Annotated in this window: 19 protein-coding genes; 7 read left to right on the top strand and 12 right to left on the bottom strand. The window is 43.0% G+C overall.

The features are described from left to right. Positions 1 to 63: 63 nt before the first annotated feature. The gene (locus Q0L00_RS13015) at positions 64 to 1395 is read right to left on the bottom strand and encodes an NAD(P)/FAD-dependent oxidoreductase (RefSeq protein ID WP_297337317.1); all 1332 of its coding nucleotides are present in this window, start codon (positions 1393 to 1395) and stop codon (positions 64 to 66) included. A gap of 144 nt (positions 1396 to 1539) precedes the next feature. On the opposite strand from Q0L00_RS13015, the gene Q0L00_RS13010 reads away from it, so the two are divergent. Then, entirely contained in the window at positions 1540 to 2250 is a 711-nt protein-coding gene (locus Q0L00_RS13010) for a YebC/PmpR family DNA-binding transcriptional regulator (RefSeq protein WP_297337316.1), read from the top strand. Between the two features lie 21 nt (positions 2251 to 2271). Continuing rightward, on the top strand, positions 2272 to 2838 hold the full coding sequence (gene yjjX, locus Q0L00_RS13005; protein ID WP_297337315.1) for an inosine/xanthosine triphosphatase: 567 nt from the start codon (positions 2272 to 2274) through the stop codon (positions 2836 to 2838). Between the two features lie 200 nt (positions 2839 to 3038). On the opposite strand, the gene Q0L00_RS13000 is transcribed toward yjjX, so the two are convergent. Further along, entirely contained in the window at positions 3039 to 4025 is a 987-nt protein-coding gene (locus Q0L00_RS13000; protein WP_297337314.1) for an NTPase, read from the bottom strand. Positions 4026 to 4095: 70 nt separating this feature from the next. On the opposite strand from Q0L00_RS13000, the gene Q0L00_RS12995 reads away from it, so the two are divergent. Both Q0L00_RS12995 and Q0L00_RS12990 read left to right on the top strand, forming a co-directional pair. Then, positions 4096 to 5025 (top strand): M28 family peptidase, encoded by a 930-nt coding sequence (locus Q0L00_RS12995; protein WP_297337313.1) that lies wholly within the window; start codon positions 4096 to 4098, stop codon positions 5023 to 5025. A gap of 116 nt (positions 5026 to 5141) precedes the next feature. Further along, positions 5142 to 6869: a chloride channel protein gene (locus Q0L00_RS12990; protein WP_297337312.1), complete on the top strand. Its 1728-nt coding sequence runs from the start codon at positions 5142 to 5144 to the stop codon at positions 6867 to 6869. Between the two features lie 428 nt (positions 6870 to 7297). On the opposite strand, the gene mtgA is transcribed toward Q0L00_RS12990, so the two are convergent. The 4 genes from mtgA to Q0L00_RS12970 form a co-directional block, all read right to left on the bottom strand. Further along, positions 7298 to 7993: a monofunctional biosynthetic peptidoglycan transglycosylase gene (gene mtgA, locus Q0L00_RS12985; protein WP_297337311.1), complete on the bottom strand. Its 696-nt coding sequence runs from the start codon at positions 7991 to 7993 to the stop codon at positions 7298 to 7300. A 2-nt stretch (positions 7994 to 7995) separates the two neighbouring features. Next, complete coding sequence (locus Q0L00_RS12980; protein WP_297337310.1) at positions 7996 to 8793, bottom strand: class I SAM-dependent methyltransferase; 798 nt, start codon at positions 8791 to 8793, stop codon at positions 7996 to 7998. A gap of 97 nt (positions 8794 to 8890) precedes the next feature. After that, complete coding sequence (locus Q0L00_RS12975; protein WP_297337309.1) at positions 8891 to 10819, bottom strand: DUF3857 domain-containing protein; 1929 nt, start codon at positions 10817 to 10819, stop codon at positions 8891 to 8893. Between the two features lie 4 nt (positions 10820 to 10823). Further along, on the bottom strand, positions 10824 to 12677 hold the full coding sequence (locus tag Q0L00_RS12970; protein ID WP_297337308.1) for a DUF3857 domain-containing protein: 1854 nt from the start codon (positions 12675 to 12677) through the stop codon (positions 10824 to 10826). Between the two features lie 196 nt (positions 12678 to 12873). Here Q0L00_RS12970 and Q0L00_RS12965 point away from each other — a divergent pair, with 196 nt between their 5' ends. Beyond that, a complete protein-coding gene (locus Q0L00_RS12965; protein WP_297337307.1) occupies positions 12874 to 13356 on the top strand; it encodes a MaoC family dehydratase in 483 nt (160 codons plus the stop codon). On the opposite strand, the gene Q0L00_RS12960 is transcribed toward Q0L00_RS12965, so the two are convergent. Then, positions 13345 to 14070 (bottom strand): tRNA threonylcarbamoyladenosine dehydratase, encoded by a 726-nt coding sequence (locus tag Q0L00_RS12960; RefSeq protein ID WP_297337306.1) that lies wholly within the window; start codon positions 14068 to 14070, stop codon positions 13345 to 13347. The genes Q0L00_RS12965 and Q0L00_RS12960 overlap by 12 nt on opposite strands. Next, complete coding sequence (locus Q0L00_RS12955) at positions 14067 to 14717, bottom strand: TatD family hydrolase (protein ID WP_297337305.1); 651 nt, start codon at positions 14715 to 14717, stop codon at positions 14067 to 14069. Before Q0L00_RS12955 ends, Q0L00_RS12960 begins: the two co-directional genes overlap by 4 nt. A gap of 49 nt (positions 14718 to 14766) precedes the next feature. On the opposite strand from Q0L00_RS12955, the gene Q0L00_RS12950 reads away from it, so the two are divergent. Beyond that, the gene (locus Q0L00_RS12950) at positions 14767 to 15939 is read left to right on the top strand and encodes a hypothetical protein (RefSeq protein ID WP_297337304.1); all 1173 of its coding nucleotides are present in this window, start codon (positions 14767 to 14769) and stop codon (positions 15937 to 15939) included. A gap of 14 nt (positions 15940 to 15953) precedes the next feature. On the opposite strand, the gene Q0L00_RS12945 is transcribed toward Q0L00_RS12950, so the two are convergent. The 4 genes from Q0L00_RS12945 to Q0L00_RS12930 all read right to left on the bottom strand — a co-directional run bounded on the left by Q0L00_RS12945 (position 15954) and on the right by Q0L00_RS12930 (position 24508). After that, positions 15954 to 17279 carry a serine hydrolase domain-containing protein gene (locus tag Q0L00_RS12945; RefSeq protein ID WP_297337303.1) on the bottom strand — a complete coding sequence of 442 codons (1326 nt, stop codon included), beginning with the start codon at positions 17277 to 17279 and terminating at the stop codon, positions 15954 to 15956. A gap of 60 nt (positions 17280 to 17339) precedes the next feature. Then, positions 17340 to 19772, bottom strand: coding sequence for an outer membrane beta-barrel protein (locus tag Q0L00_RS12940; protein WP_297337302.1), 2433 nt, complete (start codon positions 19770 to 19772; stop codon positions 17340 to 17342). A 228-nt stretch (positions 19773 to 20000) separates the two neighbouring features. Further along, a complete protein-coding gene (locus tag Q0L00_RS12935) occupies positions 20001 to 21650 on the bottom strand; it encodes a carboxylesterase family protein (RefSeq protein ID WP_297337301.1) in 1650 nt (549 codons plus the stop codon). Between the two features lie 326 nt (positions 21651 to 21976). Then, the gene (locus tag Q0L00_RS12930) at positions 21977 to 24508 is read right to left on the bottom strand and encodes a M14 family metallopeptidase (RefSeq protein ID WP_297337300.1); all 2532 of its coding nucleotides are present in this window, start codon (positions 24506 to 24508) and stop codon (positions 21977 to 21979) included. A 370-nt stretch (positions 24509 to 24878) separates the two neighbouring features. Between Q0L00_RS12930 and Q0L00_RS12925 the strand changes: the two genes are divergently transcribed. After that, positions 24879 to 26021, top strand: a complete 1143-nt coding sequence (locus Q0L00_RS12925; protein ID WP_297337299.1) for an ATP-binding protein — start codon at positions 24879 to 24881, stop codon at positions 26019 to 26021. Positions 26022 to 26046: the final 25 nt, after the last annotated feature.

Here is a 26046-nt window from a genome sequence, read left to right as displayed (position 1 = left end):
CCCTAAAAATCAGATCGCGTTTAATCCTCATTTCTTAATAAGTCTTAATTCTTGGAAGAGATGTTATTTTTCCTCAATCAGTTCCTTTCGTTCCGATTCTTTGACATACTTGGGCTTGATCAGCAGCCGTAAACTGGGATCAAAGCTGAGGTAGTTCCAGGACCAATCCAGAAAGATCAACAACTTATTTTTCACCCCCAGAATGGCCATCAGGTGGACAAAAAGCCAGGTAATCCAGGCTAGGATTCCCTGAAATTTCACAAAAGGCAAATCCACTACGGCGAGTTTCCGCCCTACGGTAGCCATGGATCCGAGGTCCTTGTATTTGAATTTGACGGGTGTTTTATTTGCTTGGATTAGCGGTAGATTATTTCCTAAATTTTTGGCTTGTTGTAAAGCGACTTGCGCTACTTGAGGATGGCCGAGCGGATAATCTTCAGTTTGCATCAAACTAAGATCTCCAAGGGCGAAAATAGTTTCGGTTCCTTTGATTTTCGAAAATTCATCAACGATAATTCTTCCATTTTTAGCATAGCTCTTCTCCTCCAGCCCTTCGATTCGGTTGGGTTTGATGCCAGCTGCCCAGAGTAAAGTCTGCGTTTCGATCGGAGCCTGACCTTTGAGGTAGACCCGATGTCCATCGTAATCCTCCACCATGGTTTTGAGCAAAACTTCCACCCCGAGTTGTTGGAGGTATTTCAGGGCGTGATTTTTCGCCTCTTCGGACATGGCTCCCAACAGACTGGGTCCAGCTTCAATGAGTACCACCTTCATGTTTTTAAAACTCAACTCTGGATAATCTTTAGGAAGGACATTGTTGCGTAGCTCAGCCATTGCTCCGGCGAGCTCCACCCCAGTAGGACCACCTCCGACGATGACCACATTCATCAGGGATCTTCGGTCTTCCAGTTTTTGGATGTTGATCGCCTTTTCGTAATTGGAAATGATTTTATTTCGGATATAAAGGGCTTCGGAGACCGTTTTCATCGGGGAGGAAAAATTTGCGATACTCCTCGAACCAAAATAATTGGTATCTGCACCCATTGCCAAAACCAAATAATTGTATTCCACATATCCAGCGTCGGTAAAAACGCGATTGACTGAGCGATCAATGGATTTGACTTCACACATTCGGAAAATGACATTTTTGGAATGGTGCAAAATCTTTCTGAGTGGAAAACTGATCGCACTAGGCTCCAAACCTGCCGTGGCTACTTGATAAAAAAGCGGCTGAAATTGATGGTAATTGTTTTTATCCAAGAGGATAACCTGAAAAGGCTTTTTATTGAGCATTCTGGCCAGCTTGAGTCCGGCAAAACCTGCTCCGATAATCACCACTTTGGGAAACTGGGATGGAGGGATATTGGGAAGCGGGGTAGTGGAAAAAGCATTCATAGGAAAGGGTTTGCCTACGTTTACGATTTTAAGAGGCCTTTGGACAAAGAATGAGGTGAATTCTTTGCCTTGAAGGTGAAAAAAATCGAAAGCTTTCATTCCCAAAAGATTTCTTATTTTTACCAGCCAAAATCAAAGAATTTCATGGGAAGAGCATTTGAATTCAGAAAAGAACGAAAATTCAAAAGGTGGGACAAAATGTCCAAGGTCTTTACCAAACTCGGTAAAGAAATCGTGATGGCTGTAAAAGCAGGTGGACCGGATCCAACTTCCAATCCAAGGCTGAGAACACTCATTCAGAACGCTAAAGGGGCTCAAATGCCCAAGGATCGGATAGAGGCAGCAATCAAGCGTGCCTCAAATAAGGACGAGAAAGACTACGAGGAAATTGTATACGAAGGTTATGGCCCATTCGGTATCGCGGTATTGGTGGAAACTTCTACCGATAATATTAATCGTACTGTGGCAAATGTGCGGTCTTACTTTACCAAGGCTGGGGGTTCGCTAGGGACATCGGGTTCGGTCAGTTTTATGTTTGATCATAAGGCGGTTTTCCGTTTTACTAAATTGGAGTCTCATGATTTGGAAGAGTTGGAGCTGGAATTAATTGATTTTGGACTAACCGATATTGATGAGAATGAGGGAGAAATCTACATCTATACTGAGTTTGAAGACTTTGGGATGATGCAGAAGGCCCTTGAAGAAAAAGGGATAGAAGTGATTTCAGCGGATTTTCAACGATTTCCTACCACCCTTACCGAAATCACCGAGGAGCAGGAGGAGGTTATCCATAAGATGATCGAGAAAATGGAAGAAGATGATGATGTAAATAATGTGTACACTAATATGGCCTAGGCACTGCTTAGGCTTTTTTTTATGAATTTACCAAAAAGACAAAATTTTCAACCGACAGAAAAACCACTGGTCATTGTCGGTAGTAAAAATCCAGTAAAAATCTACAGTGCCGAAGATGCGTTCACGCTGGCCTTCAACAAGGGTTTTCATATCAATGGGGTGAGTTCTTATTCGGATGTTTCGGCACAGCCCAAGGGCGATGAGGAGACGCGGTTAGGGGCAAAAAACCGTGCCCTCAGTGCTCAGCGGATTTTCCCAGAGGGAGACTTTTGGGTGGGAATCGAAGGAGGAGTTGCAACTGATGAGCTAGGGATGAATGCTTTTGCCTGGATCTATATTATCAATTCGGAAGGTAAATCTAGTCAGGCTAAAACCGCCATCTTCTACCTTCCTAAAGCAATTGCTGAATTGATTGATTCGGGAATGGAGCTTGGGCATGCGGATGATCAGTTTTTTGATCAGGAAAACTCCAAGCAAAGAGGAGGCTCGGTAGGAATTTTGACCAAGGGAGCCTTGGATCGCAGATCCTATTATGCACAGGCGATTGTATTGGCTTTGATTCCATTTTTGAATAAAAATCTTTTTTAAGCCAATTGTTTTGGCAAAAAATCTTGAAAAAGTACCGATTTTAATAAAAAAAAATGCAACTAGTTGGATTTTTGAAAATAAATCCGCTCTTTAGTTAAAGAATTTTAGATACAGATAATTGTACTATATAGACAGTAAAAGTTGCTATAATCACCCTAAGTTTAATTAGCGACTAAACCTCCCTTCTGTAGGGAGGTTTATCATTTTTGGAGGTTCTGCAAAAAATTTCTCAATGCCACTCGCCAATCGGGATCTGCATCCCAGACCGGACCAATATACAGCTCATCTCTAACAATGAGTTTGATGTAATACTTGACTACGGTTTGGGTTTGGGTTTCTGGATTAGATTCCAGTCCCATGCTTTTTTTAAGGTCTGACTCCCTTCCTTCCACTCTCACTAATAAAAATTGAGTTCGGTCTCTGACCAGTTCTTCATCAGATTTTGCTTCCGTGAGCCAGGCAACCTGGTAGGGGTACTCTTGATCGAGAATTCCCTGAATCTGGGTTTTTTGGGCTTCTTGTTGTGCAAGGATAGCCTCTTGAGACCTTCCGAAAAGATCATACCTGAAATAGCTCAGAAGACCAGTTTGGGCGCTTGACCCTTCTATTGGGATTCCTAGTTTAAAAACATCAAGATTTAATGGATTTCTAGCCAAAAAACCCGAAGCTTCCTCAGGTGCAGTTCCGGACTCGGATTCTACACCCGGGAATTCGGGTACATCTATGACCAAGAGGTTCTTACTTCTTTGGTTTTGGCCAAGAGCTGCAAAAGAATCCTTAGCCTCTTGGAGGTTAGCACCGCTCACTCCAAAAAGTGAGGTAGAATTAATGATTTTTCCATCACCGCTAAACTCCCCTACATGAATACTAGATTGGTTTTTTTGCCGGGTAACCAATAGGATGTTTTTGATCATTCGTTGCTCAAACCCTTTGGCATAAGCGCTTTGGACTTCTTCAGAAAGAGCGACTTGCTCGATTTCATAATAGGCTACCGGGTCTCCTCCTGCAGCTACCAATGCCTGATGAACAGAGTCCGCTACTACTTTCCAGTCCATGACGGGTCTGGCACTTGGGTCTGTGGAAATCAGGACTACTGATTTTCCCTCAAAAAATGAAATGGGAAGATTGCCCTGCGCAAGTGTAGGAATTCCGACTAGAATAAAACTGATCCAAAGGAAATATTTCATCAATAAAGCAATACGTTGAATCTTAAGGTTGTATTTTCACAGCGTTAAATAACGTAATTTTCGTCTCTTCATGCACATCTATCGTAAAGTTCTGCTCCTCAGTGTCTGTTTATTTTTAGTCAGTCAGTCCAATGCTCAACTGCTCAACGAGCGCAGTTTGATCAAAAGTATGGTTTTTTTGTCTTCGGATGATTTAGCTGGAAGAAGAACGGGAGAGGCTGGGAATCAGCAGGCTCGAGAGTTTATCGCAAAGCGGTTTGGGGAGTTAAACCTCGATACCCATTATTCGGATTTCCTGCAGTCTTTTTCTTTCCAAGGTCGGGGCAATGGACAAAAAAAATATGAAGGAGTAAATGTGGTCGCTTTTATTCCGGGGACTGAAAGTAAAAAGGTAATTGTGGTTACCGCACATTTTGATCATGTGGGGATTGGGCGTAAAAATTCTCAAGGAGACTCGATTTACAATGGGGCCGATGACAATGCATCTGGGACTGCCGCACTTTTGGAGTTTGCTGATTATTTCTCCAAAAATCCCCCTAAGCATGGGATGATATTTGCCGCCCTTGATGCGGAGGAATTGGGTTTGCAGGGAGCAAGGGCATTGGTTCGAGACTTCCCCTTTTCACTGGATCAGGTGGTGTTGAACCTCAATATGGATATGATTTCCAGAAATGAAAAAGGGGAGCTGTATGTTTCAGGAACTCATTATTACCCCGAATTGAAAACAATTTTGGAACCTTTGGCAAAAAATTCCACACCTAAGTTGCTCTTTGGACATGATGTCCCCGGTACGGGGGCAGACGACTGGACGCGGTCTTCTGATCACGCAGCATTTTTTGAAGAAAAAATTCCTCACCTCTACTTTGGAGTAGAGGACCACCCCGATTATCATCAGCCGAGTGATGAGTATAAAAACATTGATCCGGAGTTCTTTGTCTCAGCATCTTCCTTGGTTCTGGGTTGTTTGCTGACCTTAGATGAAGAATTGTTAAAAGAATAAGTGTTTCTTTTCCTTTCCGCAATAGGTTTTTTTACTTTGTATTCTCGCATTTATTTTCAGGACTTTTGGCTAAAACGGACTTTATTACTAAGCTATTGATTTGGCGTCTCCGTCACATGAGCAATCAAAGCTTTATTTTGATTCTCAGCGGGATAATTGGTGTGCTTTCTGGTTTAGCAGCAGTGATCTTAAAGGAAGTAGTCCACTTCATTCAGCAGCTGTTGACCGAAGGGTTTTACGTAGAATATGCCAATTTCATGTATATCATTTATCCCATTGTAGGGATTACGGCGGCATTTCTATTGAGTAAATATGTTTTTAAAGACCTGGGAGGGCATGGCATTCCAGACGTATTATTTACCATTTCTAAAAAGCAAAGCATCATCCCCAGAGTGAAAACCTATAGCCGGGTTTTCACTTCCGCCTTAACTGTGGGCTTTGGTGGATCTGTGGGATTGGAAGCCCCCATGCTGGTAACCGGCTCGGCTATCGGTTCCAATATGGGGCTACTCGTTCACCTCAATGCTAAAAAAAGAACCTTACTTATTGGATGTGGAGCTGCAGGTGCAATTTCGGCAATTTTTGGTGCTCCCATTGGTGCTGTAATTTTTGCGATCGAAGTAATTCTGTTGGAAATCAGTACAGGAAGTTTCATTCCGCTATTGATTGCCTCGGTGATGGGATCTTTGACCTCCATGCTGCTTATCGGTGGAGAGGAAACGTTTAACTTCAATCTGCAGGATCAGTTTGTAGCGGCTCATATGCCCTATTATTTACTCTTGGGGATGGTTTGTGGGGTGGTTTCACTCTACTTCAGTAGAGCAGTCCTGCGGACTGAAAAAGTAATGGAAGGCTTGGAAAGCCAAGGGATACGAATTCTTTATGGAGGGGCGTTTTTGGGCTTTTTGCTGTTCTTCTTTCCTCCTATTTATGGGGAGGGCTACGATACATTGAACCTGCTTATTGAAGGAAATGCCAATCAAATATTGGAGAAAAGTCCATTTTTCTCCGCCATCGAAAACCCGTATTTAATTTTAATATTTTTGGCTTTGATCATATTGCTCAAGCCGATTGCGTCGGCTCTTACCTTAGCCGCTGGTGGGTCGGGTGGAATTTTTGCTCCTTCGCTTTACGTGGGAGGAATTGTTGGGTTTTTATTTGCTTACAGTAAAAACCTCTTTGGTTTTCATATTCCCCTTCCTCTAGCTCATTTTACCCTGGTTGCCATGTGTGGGGTAATGGCAGGAGTTCAACACGCACCCTTATCTGCGATATTTTTGATCGCCGAAATTACCGGGGGATATGAGCTTTTTGTCCCCTTGATGTTTGTATCGGCGATTTCATACATCACCACGACGTATTACCAAAAGGACAGCATCTATGTCCAGCAACTAAAGGAAAAGGGCCGTCAACTGCCCGAAAGTAAAGATCAGGAATTACTGGAAATGATTGATATTTCACATGTGATCGAACGGGATCTATTACCGATTCATCCGGAGGCTTACCTGCGCGATTTGATCGATTTGGTGAAAATTTCAAAGCGTAATATTTTTCCTGTGGTTGATGAGAATAAAAGGCTTCGGGGAATTCTTACCCTAGATGATATTCGAGAAATTATGTTTGATGCCGATAAACAGGATACCCTACAGGTTAAAACGCTAATGCATAGTCCTCCAGAAATTCTATTTTCTAATGAAAATATGCAATTAGCGATGGATAAGTTTGAAAAGTCTGGTGCGTGGAATCTCCCTGTGGTAGAGGATGGGGTCTATTTAGGCTTTGTTTCCAAGTCTAGAATTTTTAATTCATACCGCAAGCGTTTGATCCGACAAAAGCAGGATTAAGTTTACTTTAGAATAAAATTTGGAATTTGGAATTATCCACTGTTTCGAATCGGTTTTTTCCATAGAAAATTCAGTTAGCCCGTATTATCCACAAAATCAGTAAAATATTTTGGTGCTCAAAGTATTAAAAATCAAGTATTTATGTCCTACTTCTTAGGGAATGTGGATAAATTATTGAAAATGTGGATAAAAAAATCTTGCTTTTTTTATTCCTCAAATCCGTTAAAAAATAAGCGATTTTTATCCCAAGGTTATGGCGGGTTAACGCTTAGGTAATATTGATTTTGAAGCTTGAATTTGCCTCAAAAGCAAATAAAATTTTGAGTTTGACGAGTGGGCAGGAAATAATGAATCTACTATTTGAAAATTGTTTCAGATTTCTCCTACTTTTTTCAGAAAAGTGCAAATGGCCTTTGAAAAGTTTAATTTTAAGTTCCAAACCCAAGTGGGTGAAGGTTATTCATTTGACGAAGAATCCAGGCTTGTCGTCCGATGATGTAAGGGGTGGGGCGGTTTGGATTCCAACGTCTGGGATTGGGTAAAACCGCCGAAATCATCGCTGACTCATGACGATTGAGCTTGCTGGCTGGTTTTTGATAGTAATGCTGGGCAGCAGCTTCGATTCCATAAATGCCTTCTCCCATTTCGATAACATTCAGATACACTTCCATAATTCGTTCTTTACTCCAAATGAGTTCGACCAAAACAGTAAAATAAGCTTCCAAACCCTTTCGGATGTAACTGCGATTAGGCCAGAGAAATACATTTTTGACCGTCTGTTGGGTAATGGTGCTCGCTCCTTTGATGTTTTTTCCTTGCTTGTTGCCTTCCCAAGCTTTCTTCATGGCTTCAAGGTCAAATCCATGATGTTCCAAAAATTTTTGATCCTCAGCGGCATAGACTGCCTGTGGAGCATTTTTTGAAATATTATCCAGCGAAACCCAATCTTTTTGAAGCTTGATTTCTTTCTCTTGATCAAAACTTTGTTCAGCTAATCGAATCACCATCAGCGGAGTAATAGGAACCGGCACAAAGCGGTAAATAAGTACTAAACCTATTGAGACGACAAAAAACCAAAGGGTTAATTTAAGGATGAATTTTCCTATTCGTCGAAACCATTTCATAGCTATCGGATTGCTTTTGCCTGTACAAATTGGTAAAAAAATACCGCATTTTTTTCTGTTTTGAGTTGGTCGAGGTCTTTTTCCATCTGAGTTATCCCCGATTCCGAAATTAGGCCACTTTTGATCATTCCTTCGGCTGCACTTTTCATAAGTGACTTCCAATAGTCACATAGATTCGCCAGGGACTCCGGCTGTGACTGGTCGAGATGAAAGCCCCCGTGATGTAGCGTTATTTCTTTGAATCCCGATTGCTGAAGAAGGTTACCTAGCTGTAATCCTACATCGGGATTTCCACCATTCTTTGTTTGATAGTCATTGTATGCCTCATAATAATCCGCCAATCCTTGGAGTCTTGGCAAAAAGTGAAAACTCGAGTTGAAAACTTCAGTCAAATAAATGATTCCTCCTGGATCCAAGTGAGCAAAAGCCCGATTTAACACCTCAAGTGGCTTTGACACGTGTTCTAAAACCCAACAGATAAAAATCGAATCAAAGGATTTATCCAGCTTAAGCTGCTGGCCGTCTTGGAGAACAAAGTCGATTTTCCGATTCGAAAACCCAGCTAAGTTTGCTTGAGCTTTTTGGATTTGGCTTGCTTCCAATTCGACACAGGTCAGTTCAATTTGTGGATAAAGCTCCAGTAAAATTTTACTCTGTGCGCCTACCCCAGATCCGATTTCGAGCAGTTTTTTAGCGGGTGTAAAATCGATCCAGGGATAGATCAAGGATGCCAAGGTTCCGGCTTGATTCAGCAATCGCTCCTGCTCTTCGGAGAGGTAGCCGTGAATGTAGTGGGGCATAGAATTTTTTCTGTAAACCTATCAAATGATAAATAGATAAGCAGATCCTCTTTCTTTTTCTATCGGATTTGTTTTACAATTGCTAGTCTCATTAGCGTTAGGGTTTAGCGGTTTTCTTAAAAATCACTGGGGCACTAAGTTTTGAGGCTACAGACTCCATAAAATATTTAAGATCAGGGTAGTAATTGGGGTGGATAAGCGGATTTTTGATTTGAAACTTTGCCACTACCATCAGACTGTTTCCGACGACTTGAGGACTATAGGAAAAAATCACCGGATTGCCCGCAATAGAAATTCGTTCTTCCAGTGGGTAATCATCAAGTTCATAGCCCACAGGGATTTCAATTTTGGCAGAGTACGTTTCAGAGTACGCAAATTCAAAATCTATCGGAAAAACTCTAAAATCTTGAGTGAATGGATTTTGGGCGTAATTTGAAAAACTAAAGGGTTTAAATGCAAGGTATTCTTCGTTGGGATTGATATCCAGGACAGTTTTAAATTTGGTGGTAATTAAATTTTTATCTTGAAGCTCATCAATGATTTCTACTTCAGAAAAAGTCAATCCATCCTGTTTTTTGAATAAGTTTTCAAGAGGTTCTTTTTTGTCTTGTAAGTTTTTGGCGATATGAGCAATTTTTAAGCCTTCATAGTAGTGGGCTCTGAGTAAATTCTCCATTACCAGGTTTTGGCTGGTATCCAGTTTGATTTCGGAATAGAAAATGGTGTTGGAATTATGCTTGATATTGACAGGAACTAGTTCACTTTGATTTTTGACCAAAAGTAAACCGCCCGTCACATGTTTTTCTAAATCTACATAGCCGAAGGGTGCCAAAGGATCGCTTAAATCTAAAAAATGGATTTCTCCGTCAAGTTCTGCCTGAATCAAAATTTCATCAAATTGATTGAGAAAGGGAAAAGGTACCAAATAACTGCGGCCGTTTCCTTTGGAACCGATTAATATGGGATGGGAAGTAATTCCTAAGGACCTGAGAACGCCCATATACGCTAAATTTAGCTCTTCGGCCGTTCCGGTTTTGGATTTGAGTAGTTGTGAAAGAGACTGGTCTGGCGTAAATCCAGTTTCTTTTTGTAGGGTGAAATTATCCCGAAGCCAATAGTAGGCTTGTTGGGCTTTTTCAAGTTCGGTAACCCCTTCAAAATCCTCATTGATTAGTTCTTTTTCGATTGGATTGGATCGGAAATAGCCCTTTTCTTGGTAGAGATCGAGGACATCGTTGCCCAGTTCTACCCAATCACTGAGGACATTTGTCCATTCCGGTCCTGAAGTAGTCGCAGCATGTTGATATCGGGCAAGCTGGAATTCAACTTTTTCTCGATAATCTCCATAATTCTTCATAAAAGGCTCCGCTTTCAGAGAATAAAGGTCCCTTAAAGTCCAGCTGTAAATTCCGTTGGCTTGGACTTTTTCTGTCGTCGTATTATATTTTTCCCCTTGGCCGATCATTCGGTATTCCAATTGAGGGATCATCGTAATTTGGTAGCTACTCGCAAGCGTGGGGATGTCATTTTGAAAGGCCCACCCATCTAGAAAGGTGATGTTTTTATCGGTCTTTTTATAGGAGTATTCTAGAATTGATCCGACTTGAACATCAGGAAAACTAATCCTGTATTCGTGCCAGCCATTCCCAAGGTCGACTTTAAAAATATTTTCCTTTTTTAATTTTGTTTCTTGTTTGATTCCATTTTCAAAGTTGGTGATTTGAGCTTTAATGGAGTTGACCTCTTCTATGCCATTTTCTCCATGGAAAAAAGGGATTCTGATATCGCCTCTATCTTTGGCTCCATCGGAAAGAATTTTTAAGCGGAAATAATAGCTTGTGACCAGCAAGTCTGAAAAAAAGCGGGAATCTCCTTCCTCCCACAATACGACTGCTTTGGCATCTTTTTCATAAGCCACTTCCTTCAACTCGATTTCTTCTTGGGAAAAATCTCCCATTTTCATTTTTTGTCCTTTGACCGCCCCGAGAAAAGAGAACAAAAGGAAAAGTAAGGTAATTTTTTTCATGCCTTTAATGGATACTAGTGGTAGGTTTGGTGAAATAAAAGCTGTTATGGCCGAATTGGTTTACTTTTTTTAGCATGGACTCTAGTTGTTCCTTTTCAACATTATCTGGGAAAGAAATCTTTACAGTCCGGGTGACTTGGAGGAGTCGATCAGAAAGCTGGTAAGAAAGGTTTACCTCAAATTGGTCTTCTTGGAGATAAATATTTTCTAGGGTTCCTTCAAAGGAAAGATCGCTGGGTAGAGTAATGGAATAGGATTCTTCCAGGTCTAAATTTCGATGGATCAACATATCCTCGGTAATATTTCCAAGAAACGGCCTAAGGATCATCCGTTTGGCCGTAGATTGGGCAAATCGCTGCACATAGCCATGGTAAGTTAATTGAGCGATGGGAAGAGAATCTATTTTTGTAATTGAAAGCTCGTAATCTGACACAATCAATCCCGATACCGGTGAGTTTCGATGGAAGTAATCCCGTTGTTCTCGATGATCGAGGTATTTTTTTACCTCCATTACTTCTTGGGCAAAATTCCCGTTCAGTTTTCGGTTAGAAGATATTTTGGCGTTACCCTGCTCATCGAGCTCAAGCTTGGTAATACTTTTTATTTGATTCCATTGATCTGCACTGTAATCAGGCGTTTTAGTCAGATATCCTCCTCCCTCTTGGGTGACCAGGACATGGCGATTGCTGGTAAAGGATCCTAAATACCCTGCTGGAAGTTGATTGGAAGTACATTCCAACCAAATCGGATCTTGATCAGTAGGGACTTGAAGTATCACATGATTAAACTGGATAGATGGTAGATCTATTTCGATGTCATCAGCATCTTTTCCGGCAAAAACTAAGGTGTAATTGGAAGGGATACCTGCTATCTGAAGCATGGACTTCATCAAATTGGTCAGACCCTTACAATCCCCATAAGCATGCTTAATTGTTTCGGATGCGCTCATGGTTTGCCAACCTCCGATTCCTAACTGGATGCTTACATAGCGGAAATTTTGCTGTAAATAATCGTATAGTACAGACACTTGCTGATAAGTATCATCCATGCCTTCAATCATGGAGAGTACTTTTTTCTCAAATTCTTTTGGGAGCTTATCTCGGTTTCGGTTCAGTTCATGTTGCCATGCTGCTAGGCCTGACCAATCTTCCATGGTTCCCTGGATTCCAGCCACCGAAAAACGGGATGGGGCCATCAGAATTTTATGATCCTCCTCGGATTTGAAATCAGTTCCTTGAACAGGAAGATTTTTTTCGATCCAGTGAAGCCTTATCTTTCCTTCAGGAAGTTTTTCCTCTTTCTTTTCCCCTGTCAGATTTATTTCTTTAAATCGAAACCCCAAGGTTTGAGGATAAATTACCTCAAGTTCTGATTTTTCCACTTTTTGGAAATATCGATGAACCGGTATCCAGTCGCGAAAGTAAAAATTAGTGTTCATCCGGGTTTCGTACCTGATTTGAACTTCAATCGGAAACTTTCCTGAGTATATCCGGTAGTATTTATGACGATTGTCGTCAAAAATATTCGTGGTCGAATAAATCGCCGCATCAGTCATGTCTTTTAACTTAGCTTTTTCCAACACTTTCTTTGTGCTTGGATCCCGCACCTCCAGGTAAAAATCGACGATTTCGCTAAGATTGTCGTATTGGAGCGAAGTGAATGCATGGCTGAGCCCCTCTTCGCTCAGTACCTGAATTTCCTTTTCTACTTTTTCAGTATAGCTAAAGTCTTCTTCCAAAATAATGGTTTTCTTTTCTTTGATTTTGGAATGAAAAGCAGGGACGGTATCAGTTGATAGGGTATCGGAAAGATCGGGTAAGATCAAAAAAATCAAGCCCAAAATCGATGAAGAAATCATAATTAACAGGAAATATTTTGTGAAAAAAAAGATTTTCAGTTTATAAAAACTACTAATTTTTCAAATATTTTTTACGCATATTTTGGAATACACTTATCTGTAATTTGATTAAAAAAAGAAGTTAGTCCTCAAGAACCTTAGATTTGTAAATCCAAAAAAAACTTAGGTTCTTGTGGCTCAAATCACTTCTGTTTGAATGAAACCCATCATAATTAAGAGCTTTGAAGATTTTGAAAAGTACAACGGAAAAGAATTAGGTACTTCCGATTATTTTAAAATCACCCAAGATCAAATTAATCTTTTTGCTGATGCCACCCATGACCACCAATGGATTCATACCGATCCAGAGCGGGCCAAATCTGAAGGTGCTTTTGGAAATACCATTGCCCATGGCTATCTCACACTGAGTATTGTTCCTTTTTTATGGGAGCAGATTGTGAGTGTAGAAAACCTCAAAATGATGATCAATTATGGGATTGAGTCTTTTCGATTTGCGCAAGCGGTGACGGTAGAAAGCGAGGTCAGGCTGGTAGCCAAACTTAAAAATGTGGCGAATCTCCGCGGAACGGTCAAAGCTGAAGTGGAAGTGAAGCTAGAGATCAAAGATCAGCGAAAGCCGGCATTTACCGGAGTATTGATTTTTCTTTACCATTTCTTACCTGCCGAATCAGGAAGCTAATAAATCATTAATGACTGTAGCTGCACAGGAACATCCAAATGCCGCCGGCAAAAAGGACATGGTGCCGTAGGCAGATTTTTTGAAATTTGATCCATCGGTCATCATCAAGCTTTCTTTAATGACTGGTTCGGTGGAGAATACCGCTTTAAAACCCGTATAGATTTTTCGGCTCTTCAATCTTTTGCGGAGCATTCTCGCCAACTTGCATTCGTAGGTTTCAGAAATATCTACCACTTGGATTTTGGTGGGATCCACTTTGCCTCCGGCGCCCATAGAACTGACCAAAGGAAAGCCCCTTTTGTAAGCTCCTTCAATCAGGTGTAGTTTGGGCGAGAAGCTATCAATGCAATCTACTACGTAGTCGAATACATTTTCTTCCAAAAGCTTCGACATTACCCCTGGGTCCAAAAACTCCTCAATAGTGGTGAGTCTCAGCGATGGGTTGATCGCCAAAAGGCGCTCCTCCATCCACTCAGCCTTGGATTGCCCTACATTTTTTTGGGTGGCGGGAAGTTGTCGATTGACATTGCTGATGTCTACGGTATCTCCATCAATGATGGTCATTTGACCCACTCCGGATCGGCAGATGAATTCTGCAGCAAATGAACCCACACCCCCGAGTCCGACGACCAACACGTGTTTTTGGGAAAGTTTTTCCAATCCGGCCCTTCCGGTAATGAGTTCGGTTCGGCTCAGCCAGGCAAATTCACTCATGGCAATTTTCTACTTGATATTCGGTTCCAGTTTTCCTTGGTAAGCTGCGCAAGCTGCTCACAAGGAAGCTGCAAAATTAAGGAAGCGGATTTATAAATTTCAGCGATGGCTAGATTAGAATCATCGGTTTCCAAAAAAATTCGTTTCCCAGGACAGCGGGTCAACCATTTTGCAGCATTGGACTCAGGGAGGAGTAGCTGTTTTCCAAAGGAAAAAGAAACCGGAAAGTCGAGTAATTCTTCCGCTAGATGAGGTTTCAGGTTCCATCCATGCCAAATGATCTGAGGAGGGTTTTTCGTCTTTTTTAAATAGGCTAATAGTAAATCATGCCCTCTGACACAGTGAAGAATGAGGGGTATGTTCAGTTTTTGAGCGAGTTGGCATTGGGATTCAAAAGCAGGCTGCTGTAGCTCTAAATCAGCGCCTTTGATTCGGTCAAACCCTGCCTCCCCAATCGCTAGACAATTGGGGTTTTCGGATAATTTTTTCAACTTTTCCCATTTTTCCCGCCAGTTATCACTCAAGGCCCAGGGATGCAATCCAATCGAAAAATACTCAATAGACGCCTCATCTCCTTCAAATCCTTCCCGATTGAGGATAACCGTGGATGCGGAAAGCTGATGGGTGTGAAAATCGATAGCGCTCATTTGTGAATCAATACTTTATCAAATAAATTAGGTGAAAACTCTCAAAACTATGAAATCTAATTTCTTTTGGTCTTTACTTTTTTTCGCCTGGTTCGTTGCCTGCCAAAATGAGAAGTCCAGCGATCTTTCCAAAGCTAAAAATTTACAATTGGAGATTGTGGATTCTATTCGGGTAGATTACATTGGAAATTTATCCTTTATGGATGTAAAGCCGAGTCTTCAGCGGGCATTGTTTTTTGATATCCAAAAGCGGGCATTTTTGGTGACTGATTTTCAAGGGAATAAGTTGGGAGAATTTGTAAAAGAGCAGGATTCTCCCGATGGCTTTGGTTCTTTTCCCATGGGAGCCGGACGGCTTATGGAAAGAGATCGGGTTCAGGTAGTGTCCATGTTTGGGGTGTTTGAGTATGATTTTGAAGGAAATCTCCTTCAAAGTGCCAAAACTCCTGATGATGAGATTAAGAGTTTTTCTGGGCGAATTGACGCACAGAGGGAAATTTATCCGGTAAACGATAAGCTGCTGATGACCGGATTAATCGCAAGAGGAGAATACAACAAAACGCAGCCGGAATTTTACGATGAGTTCGAACAGCTCGTTTGGATTGATCCAAGAACGGGAAGCATGGAGCAATTTCTTTCGTTAGATTCAGCGAGCCTTTTCCAAAATGGGCAATCCCATGAGCCAGGCATGCTATCGGCCACCTTTGAAGTGATCGATGATCAATTGGTTGTGATTAATGGCGGAGAGCCGGTATTAAGAATGTATGAACTTGCAGCTCCTTACCAAATCATCAAGCGAGTTCCGCTTAATCTGACCGATTTTCAGGTGAATGAAGGGGAAGATCCCCTAAAGGCGGATCCTAGAGCGATTTCTTTTGACCCGAGTTACGGAATCATTTCAAAGCTGGTACGGGTGGGTGATTTTTTGGTGATCAGTTATACGACGGGGTATGATGAGTTGGATCGAGCCGAATATCAGGCTGTCAATTCACAACAGGCTTACAGGGATTTTAATGAGCGAATTGCCGGGAAATACAAAAACCGAATTCAGATCATGAATCTAGACGGGGAGAAGATGGCGGATTTTGAGTTTCCTGAAAAATTAGGAAATACGATGGTGAGCAGGGATGGGGCCTTATGGTTCAATGCCTTGCCGAATTCTGAAGTGGAAGAAGATTTTTTCCAACTGTATCGTGTGGAAATCAAAGAAAGCCAGGAGTAAGCCTGGCTTTCCATTTATTTTCTTTCGTAGTTGAATGTGCCTCCTCCTTGCTTAAAGGTCATTTTCCCTGTTAAAGGATCAAAGATGAAAACTGCTCCCACGCTTGTAAATTCAAACTGATGTTTAGCAGTTGCTTCCAGCTTGGTGTCTGGTTGGCCACTGGGTTTGGCGATTAATGTATTGCCTTCTTTGATAAAGGTAAAAGAGATCGGAATCTGCTTGGATACGTATTCCCCAAGGTACTGGTCTAGATCTTCGCTACTTAACTCATAGGTTTGGAAAGAAGGAAGGGTAACTTCCCTGCCAAAGTGACCATTGAGTGTTGCCAGAAGAAGGTCATTGTTATTCCAGTTGAGCCCATTGGAAAGGGTAACAATAGCGACCTTTTCTTCAGGAAAATAACCGAGCATGGAACGGAATCCGTCAATTCCACCGGTATGGCCAAAAGATTTTTTCTCATAGTAGGGAAAGCTAAACATCCCACGTCCAAAGCCTTCTTGGATTTCCATCATTTGGGAGAGACTTTGGTCAGAAATCAATTTCCCGCCAAAAATTCCCTCTGCAAAAAGCATGAGATCCTCTGCAGTGGATTGAATCGCACCTGCTCCCATAGGAATCGTCGGGTGAGTTTCCTTTTCCACTACCCAGCCTCCATTGTAAGTATAGGACTTGGCTTCTTTTTGCTCCGGGTTGATCGCATTAAATATCCCCGTATTTTTCAATTTTAGGGGTTTCACGATTCCTTTTTCCAAAATCTCAGCAAAAGATTTTTGATAAATGTCCTCCAAAATATAGGACAAAAGGACATAGTTGGAATTGCTGTATTCCGCTTTGGAGCCCGGTTCAAAATCACTACCGCCCTTTTCAATCAATTGAAGCATTTCATCCCTGGTTTTGGATTCGGTGTGATAGGTGAGGTAATCTTCATTGCTGGTAAAGCTGTGAATTCCACTGCGGTGTTTGAGGAGATGATCCAAGGTGATTTGAGCTGCGTTGGGGATGCTTGGGAAAAAATCAGAAAGTGGTGTTTCCAAACTTAATTTCTTGTCTTCAATGGCTTGAAAGATTAATACCGAAGTAAACATTTTGGAAATGGAGCCGATCCGATAGCGGGTTTCAATTACATTTTTAAGGTCGTTTTCGGTATCTGCAAACCCTATGGCCTTGGCAAATTTGATTTGACCGCTTTCGGCCAAAAGAACTGTACCCATAAATTTTTCGTGCTTTTCCAAAGAGTCCAATAATTGGCTGGTTTTAGAAAAGTCGGGTTGCTGCGCAAAGGTCATTTGGCAAATGACCAGCAGCAGTGAAAAGGCGAGAACTGTGCTTAGTTTTTTCATAGTTGTTTTGGATAAAAAATTCCCCTTTACTAAGATAAGTAAAGGGGAATCAAGTGAAAATTAATCGAGTCGATTTCGTTCTTCAGTACTGCCGGAGTTGGATTTTACGCGGAAGCTTTCGCCCTGAGCAAATCTCCATCTCAGCGTAAATCGTACGCCTTGATTGCTTCGGTATTGCCGGAAATTGGTGTCAATATTGGCAAAATTCACATCTGCTTTAATCACTTGGGTACGGAAGATATCGGTACCGTTTACAGAAATAGAAAGTTTGTCTTTCATTACGGATTTGGTCACCCCGGCTTCAACCCATCCAAAACCTTCGATGCTGCCCTGTCCCCAAATCTGAGGACCGAGGTACATTCCGACCAGCTCCAGTTTGAATCCAGCCGGCAAATTAAGGTTGTGCTGAGTTCTCATCATGAAGGAAGTCTGTGCGTTATCTAACAGGTCGTCTCCGATCTGGGATTTGAATCGGTTGTGGTTTACCTGGACCATGTTTGAGGTTCCCCACCACTTAGTAATGTCAACGGGTACGATAGCTCTGAAATTGATGTTTTTGGTCTTGTCAAAATTATCGGTGAAAGTGGTCGTGGTTCTGGCTTCCTGATCTTGCATAAATACCTGCATGAAGGCATCCACCGTTTCGCTGTAGCCGATGTTAAACTGATAAGCCCCTTTGACCACGTGATTCATTTCAAAGTTATTGGAATATTGAGGTTTCAATCCTGGATTTCCCTGTTCGGAAGTCAAGGCATCGATGTAGTAAATAAATGGATTGAGCAACCGGTAATTAGGTCGGGTAATCCTCCGATTGGCATTGTATACGATCTGGTAGTTTTCACTGACTTTGTGCTGAATGAAGGCGCTGGGGAAAAGATTGAAATACTCCTGTGTATTCACTTCTTCCAAAGTCACCGAATTGCCACGGATATCTGAATATTCTCCTCTTAAGCCAGCTTGGAAGGATACTTTATCGGAAAATTTCCCTTTGTAAGTCGCGTAGGCCGCCAAGACATTTTCATTGTAAATGAAGCGGTTGCTGTTGGGGTCGGGATTAAATGGACCATCTTGTTCTGCTCGCTGCAAGTCCAAGTCATTATCTGATTTTACCCAAGAACCTTTCAGCCCCGTTTCTACTGTACTTCCATTTTTCAAAGGCTTCACAAAGTCCACTTTTGCGGTGAAGATGTTGTAATACATCTCATTTAGATTCAAGATTCGGTTTTCAAATCCGGCATTTTGGTTTTGCCCTGTCCAAAAGGAATTGGTCAAAAGTGATTCGCTGGAAGCGTTCATCCTCGTGAAATCCACATCTGAGCTGATTTTGGTGCCCAAGGTGTCCAATTTTCCATCGTAGTGCAGATTGGCAAAAAAGCGCTCTCGGTCACCGCTTGCCTCGTTTAAGCTTTCCATGAAATCCAAGTCTGCTTCACCTGGGTTGGTGATTTGGGTTAGAGAACTTGAATTATTGGAGTCATCCGAGGTAGAAGCTTGGACGTTTAAGCCCAAATTGTGCTTTTCGTTGAGTTCATAGTTGGTTGAGCCGCTGAAGAATAGTGTTCTGGGGCGCTGTGTGATTCGTGACTCCTGATTGAAATTAGAAATTCCGTTTTCCAGAGTGAAATTCCGGTTGATGTCTAAATCATTGAAGTGGGCATATTCGTTGTAATTTAAATTGGCGTTTGAGGTCCATTTTCCTTTCTTGACGTTGATTGCCACTCCGGTATTTGGGGACCAAAGACCATTGTATTGTCCTCCGAGTTGTACATTTCCAAATACACCGTCCACGGTATTTTTCTTTAACTGAATATTGATGACTCCAGCCGCACCTTCGGCATCAAATCGGGCAGAGGGATTGTTGATTACCTCGATGCTTTTGATGTTATCCGCGGGCATGGAACGGAGAAATGCCGCCAAATCAGTCGCTGACATGTAAGTGGGGCGATCATTGATCATGACCACTACGCCGCTTCTTCCATTGAGGTTGATCGTACCTTCCTGATCGATAAATACACCGGGAGATCTTCCAATCACATCAAGTGCATTGGAACCTTCGGCCATGACGGTACCTTCAACATTGATGACGGTTTTGTCAGGCTCGATGGTGATTTCCGGGCGGGTGGATTGCACGGTCACCTCTTCCAATCCGGTCATTTCATCCTCGATTTTAATTGCTCCAAAATCTTTTTCCATTCCAGGGTTCAAGTCAAAAGCTTCCGAACTGAATGATTTGAATCCGATGGAGGACACCACCAATTGAACTTTTGCGGATTTGGCCGACTCGATGAGGAAATCCCCCTTCTCATCAGAAACAGCTCCATCGATTAGTCCATTTCCTTCGGCATCGATGAGCGCTACGTTGGCATAGGGAACAGGCTCCCCGTTTTGGTCGGTGACTGTTCCGGTGATTTTACTGACTTCCTTTGCGGCGAGACTGCTCAAACCCAAAAAGAAAACCAATAAGGTCAAAAATAGATAGTTGGTCGTTTTCATAAATTAATCGCTACTGAGTGTGTGATGACTCTCTTTATGAAAACAAGGTGCCAATCCCCAAAAAGTGCCGTTAAGGCTCTCAATTGATGTTTTTTGGGAAAAATGTAAAAAATGACTGTATCAAAACCGTACAGTATTTTATTCGGTTTTCGGACAAAAATTTTTAGCTAGGCAATAAAAAAAGTCCGAAACCTAGGGAATCGGACCTTGGAATCGGATCAGCTTCTTTTAGGCAGGCAAGGCTGCCAACCCATTGCCATCCGGTTTGTTTTTGACCTGACAGGTATCGTTAAGAATAAGGGTTTCTGCATTGGCTGTGGAAAACTCTGGCCATGCCGGTAGGTTGGGCACATTGGGATTTCCGGTTCGCATAAAGGCCAAAAGTGAGGCGCTCATTTTATCGGCGAGGGCTCTGGGTCGGGCTCCTCCACCGGTATGGGTGTACATGCGGTCGGTATTTTTGAACCAAAAACAAATATCAATGCAATGAAATGCCTTCATCCTGCCATCGTAAAGGTTGGGCTCCCATCCAAACCAGGCTAAATACACCGGAGCGGATTGCTTGGATTTGGCAGTGGAGGTGTTGATTGCTCCCTGGCGATTGGATAAAATCATCGCCCATAGATCAGCCGGCGAAGCATTGGGGAAATCTTTTTGGTACCCAGAATAGATTTCCTCTGATTTTTCTCCAAATCGTTCTTTCAATTGTGTAATGACGCCAGACCGGTCAATTTTTTCCAATTCGGCAGTGGTTCGTGTTGGGTTCCATTCGTGGAAAGTGGTACAGACCATCAAAGGCATCTCAGCCGCATGAGTCGAAGTTTCGCTGAAAAACTCCCCTTTTGGGATATGAATTCCATCAGCGATCGGCCCAAACCCACCTCGGAATCCCGGCTGAGGAAATTCCTTTCGCATTCGATCCAGAGCTTTATTGGCAATATCCAGGTATTCCCTCCAGGAGATTTCCTGAAGTTTATCCAGGCTTTCGGGATTCAGCTTGGCTTCTTCCATGACATACCTGCCCAAGGTTTGAGCATATTCCTTATCATTGGCAGTGAGCATACTACCACTCAGAGCTACACCTTTATGGACGATCCCTTTGGATGCCGGCATGGCCATCGCACAGGTGACTTTTGCTCCTCCGCCAGATTGACCCATGATGGTGACATTACCCGGATCTCCTCCAAAATGGGCGATATTGTCCCGAACCCATTCGAGTGCAGCGATGATATCGAGCATCCCCACATTTCCGGAATCTCGGTATTTTTCTCCCCCCACTCCTGAAAGATCGGTAAAGCCTATGGGGCCTAGGCGGTGATTGATGGAGACAAAGACCACGTCTCCCTGCTGGGCAAAATTTTCGCCATGATAACCGTCTTGTTCGATCGCGTTTCCATTGGTGAAGCCACCTCCGTGTAGCCAGACCAGGACCGGTCTCCGCTTACTGTCCAGGCTGGGTGTCCAGACATTGAGTTTGAGGCAGTCTTCGCTGACATCGTCATAGTTCCAGTGGTCAGCAAAGGAATAATGCACGCTGGCATAGCGGTTATCCATGATTTGCGGGGCGGTATTTCCCCACCAGATGGTGGGTTTGACTTCCGTCCATGGTGCTGGCTTTTGGGGAGGCATAAATCGGTTTTTTCCAGCGGTATCTGCCCCGTATGGAATACCCAAATAGGTGTAGGTGCTGTTGAGAATGTAGCCGCGGACTTTACCATGGGTGGTTTCGGCAATGGCGATGTGATCTCCGATTTGGAGGAATTGATCCTCTGAATTTGGAGGACTTTGCGCAGCAAAAGCTTGGGAAGAAAAAGGAACGGAGGCAGCTAGGGTGCCAACCCCGACCTTTTTGAAGAAGTCTCTTCTGTTTGATTTCATGGGACTGGGTTTAAAGGGTTATTGTTTCAGTGTGACAAAATAGAAAAAGAAATTGATAATCAGGGTAGAATAAAAAAAAATTAGTGCCTGAGCATCACGTTCTATTTCCGAATGGAATGTTCAAAAAACAAATTCATCCTTTATTCAGTAAAGAAAAAGTATTCCTGTAGGCATAGCTCATGGTGCACATTGAGGGAAAAATGCACAAAAGAATGTGCAAAAAATAGATTTTATCAATCTTGATTCTTTTTTCTAGGTTGTTTTTCAAAGAAAAAAGCCGACTCTCATCCGAGCCGGCTTTTCAGCTTTTAGATTTCCCACTTTCCTTATTGTCCTACCAGAAAAATGGCATTGCTCAATACCAATTTTCCGGATTCCCAGAAACCTCTAAAAATCGGATTATCCACAAAGTATACGATCTCTCCTCGACCTTTTCGCTCGCTTCCGATGGCTAAAGATTCGCCCATACTGGACTTGATCTTATAGCCAATGTAGCCCGTACGATAGGAGTCATTCGAGCTGATTTTTCCAGCATTGACTCCATTATCCATAAAGGAGAAAATGCTGGAGTTGTTCTTTAGGGTATAATATTTTCCTCCCGTACCATAGCCTAAGGGATGGGTTTCATCCATGTCTACTTGATAAATTGCTCCGGCTGCCCCTCCGGAAATGGCGAGTCGTTCACCCTCCAAATACGGCTCCAATCGCTCCGCTTTGGCCAAGGAATCGGCAGCTTTCTGGGCTGCTTTTTTCTCCTCCTCAGTATCAAATGTTTTGAGTGCAAATCCTTCCTTATTGGCAAATAAGTTAACCGCCCCGTCGATGGCGATGACTTTTCCACCTGCCGAAGTCCATTCCATCAATTTATCCTGAGCAGCCTTGTTCAATCCACCACCCCACATCGATGGAAGAATGATCACATCGTATTTGCTTAGGTCATAGCGAGCCATATTCTCCAGTTCCAGCGTGGAGAGTGGATAATCTAATTCCTTTTCGAAGAAATGCCATACCTCGCCAAAATTGAGTGAGGACGTGCCTTGACCCCCGACCAAAGCCACGTTTGGGGCTTGTATGATTCGGATATTGGGTGAGCCAAAATCTTTGCCTTCTTCCATATATCCGGTCATGGTAGTTTCGAGGTGGATCCCAAATCGATTGGCTGTTTCGGTCACTTTTTTGTCAAAATCCCTTACATATTCATTGCCTCCTTTGGTGATCAGCAGGGTCCCTGCCGGAAAGCTTTTTCCTTCGGTTTGGAAAGCATATTCTGGGTATTTGACGCGGATTCCTGCTTTCAGCAAAGCTGCTAAAAATGCGGCATCACGAGTCCCTTCCCAGCGGGCCATATAGGCCACAGGGGTTTTCCCGGGAGTGTTCTCAGAAAAAGCGGGTTTTTCAAATTCCGCCTCAGGATCCAATCTGCTTTCTAATGCATAGGCTTTTAAATTATAGGCATAAGGTAAGGCCCATGAAGTGATATCGTACGTAATACTGTCATTGAGCTGAGGGTTGGGCTCGAAAAAAACTTGGGTCAATACCGACTTTGGCTGATAAGCCGAAATCACAATGTCCTCTTCTGAGGTGCTGAAGGAAGCATTTTTTCCGCTTTGGTAGTCAAAGCCTCTCAATCCTGACTTGCTAGCTGCTTTTCCGTAGCGGATTCCGTTTTTGTCCAAGAGCTCCAGTAATTTGGCGGTTTGGGCAGGATTGCTTTCCCCTTTGATCACAAAGCTTTTGTATTTACTCTTAGGGTTGCTGGAGTTTTCAGAGAAGTAGTTCGAAAATTCAGTGAGTAATCGCTCTGCATTAGCACTCGTCATTTCAGCTGCAGAAAGGGCAGCAGTATAGTGTCCTTCGATCCGATAGCTCAGGGTCACCGTGTCGCCTACTGCATTGAATCCACCTCGGCCAGCTTGTCCTCCGCCACCCTGCTCGATGGTCATCCCGATGGCTCCATTGTACATGGGATAAGTGTCGCCATAAGAGGGGTAAAGAAGGTCAAATCGCTCTTTGGTAAAATAGAAGCGGCCCATTTCATCGAAGTATTTTGCGGTATTTTTCCCAAAAATATCCTGGAATTCATGCTGCCATTCGGTGAGTTGCTCATGAAGCGGCTCGGCAGCTGGCGCCATGTAAAAAGGATTGTTGATTCCCTGTTCGTGAAAGTCTAGGTGTAGCTGGGGCATCCACTGCTGATATATTTTAAGTCGCTGCTGAGACTCTACTTGTACCTGCCAGGCCCAGTCGCGGTTAAGATCAAAAAGGTAATGGTTTGCTCGACCTCCTGGCCAAGGCTCATTGTGCTCCATGGACTGCAGATCCGGCTGAAGGGTGGTATTCATTTTCTGGTTGTACCACATGGCATAGCGATCTCGCCCATCAGGGTTGATGGCCGGATCGATGATGATGATTTGGTTTTTCAGCCATTCTTGAGTTTTGGTATTGCTCGGATCTGCTAAGGAGTGAAAAGCAGAAATCGCCGCTTCCATTCCCACAGATTCATTTCCGTGTACATTAAAAGACATCCAGTTGATCGGGATGGAGGTGCTGGGCGTGCCTTCAAGCAGACCCGCTCGGCGCAGGTTATCCTCTCGGATTTGCTCCAGATTGGCCATGTTTTCCGGACTGGAGAAAATGGCCAAGATCAGCGGGCGCTTTTCGTTGGTTTCGCCGTATTGGACGAGCTGTACATTGGGAAGAGCTTCGGCGACATGCTCAAAATAATCCACCATTCGGTGATGCGGGGTGAATCGGTCGCCAGGCTTATAGCCGAGAAACTGCTCGGGGGTCTGGATTTGAGCTTGCGCAAAGCTGAGCAACATGCTCAACATTAAGCTTAAGAGTAGGGGTTTTTTCATGCGTTTATCAGTTCTTTTTATGCGGGTCGATTTCGAAGTCGATGATTTCCTTCGAAGCCGAATTTAAGGGGAAAAGACGTGTTGAGGAAATCGCTGATGGAAAAGACTAAAAATAAAGAAAGTGGGATTCCCTTAGTACTAAACCTATCGATTTGAGTTTATTTTCTCTGGCAGTATACATGATTGGGTTTTCTTGTAGGAGAAATGCTGAGGGCGATGACACCAACAGCGGCAAAATAGGATCCTATGAAAATCTATTTACCATGAAAAACGTAAATTATACTTTCGATTTTCATGGTAAAATTGTAGTATTCTTGATTAAATATTTCTACTTTTACCATGAAATACGTAAATTATATATTTGATTTTCATGGTAAAAGACCGTCATATTACCCCCCTTTTGGAGGAATATCTTTCGATATTTCCTGCTGTAGGCATATTGGGTCCACGACAGGTGGGAAAGACGACCTTGGTCAAAAACCTAAAACTCGAAAGGGAAAGCCTTTACCTAGACTTAGAAAAAGCCTCTGATCGCGCCAAATTGGTCGATCCCGAGCTTTTCTTGAAAGCACATGCCGACAAAACCGTCATTCTCGATGAGATCCAATTGATGCCTAAGCTTTTTGCAGAGCTTCGAAGTTTGATTGATGAGCAGCGGGAGCCGGGACGATTTATCTTGTTGGGTTCGGCCTCGCCGGACTTGATCCGAGAAAGCGCGGATTCCTTGGCCGGTCGAATTGGGTACCTAGAACTGACACCATTTTACCTTGGAGAGATTGGAAATGACGAATTTGAAAAGCTCTGGATTCGGGGCGGATTTCCTTTGTCGTTTTTAGCCAAAAGCGAACGAGAGTCTCAGCTTTGGAGGCAAAACTTCATTAAGACCTATCTCGAGCGGGACTTGGCACAAATCGGGTTAAGCACCGATCCCCGATTGGTGGAGCGCTTTTGGATGATGCTGGCTAATGCACAGGGAGGCATTTGGAATGCAGAGGGTTTTGCCAAAGCACTTGGCATCACCCGCCCGACAGTCAACCGATACCTGGAGTTTCTCGAAGGTTCCTTTATGGTGCGGGTCTTGGCGCCTTTTCATCACAATATCAAAAAGCGTCTGGTCAAATCGCCAAAGGTTTTCATTCGCGATACGGGCTTGTTACATTCCCTGACGGGAGTGGATAGTATGGATTCCCTGATCAATCAACTGTTGGTTGGGCCGAGTTGGGAGGGATTTGTGATTGAGCAGCTCATCTCCACGCTGAAGGAAGAATATGAGTACTACTTCTACCGAACCCATCAGGGGGCAGAATGTGACCTGCTTTTGGTGAAAAATGGGGTGGTCAAAATGGCTATCGAAATCAAGAATACCCTTTCGCCCAAGCTCAGCAAAGGCATGCAGATCAGCATGGAGGACACAGGTGCTGAAAGCGGTGTAATTATTTGTCGGATTTCGGATAGCTTTCCTCTTTCTGAAAAAGTGATGGCGATGGGGTTGAGGGAGTTTTTGAAGGTTTAATTCAAAAACAGTTTAAGTCTTAGAG

The organism is Algoriphagus sp., assembly GCF_024305035.1.
Classification (GTDB): Bacteria; Bacteroidota; Bacteroidia; order Cytophagales; family Cyclobacteriaceae; genus Algoriphagus.
The sequence above is the reverse complement of the archived record's forward strand: the minus strand, read 5'-3'. Positions and strand labels throughout refer to the sequence as shown.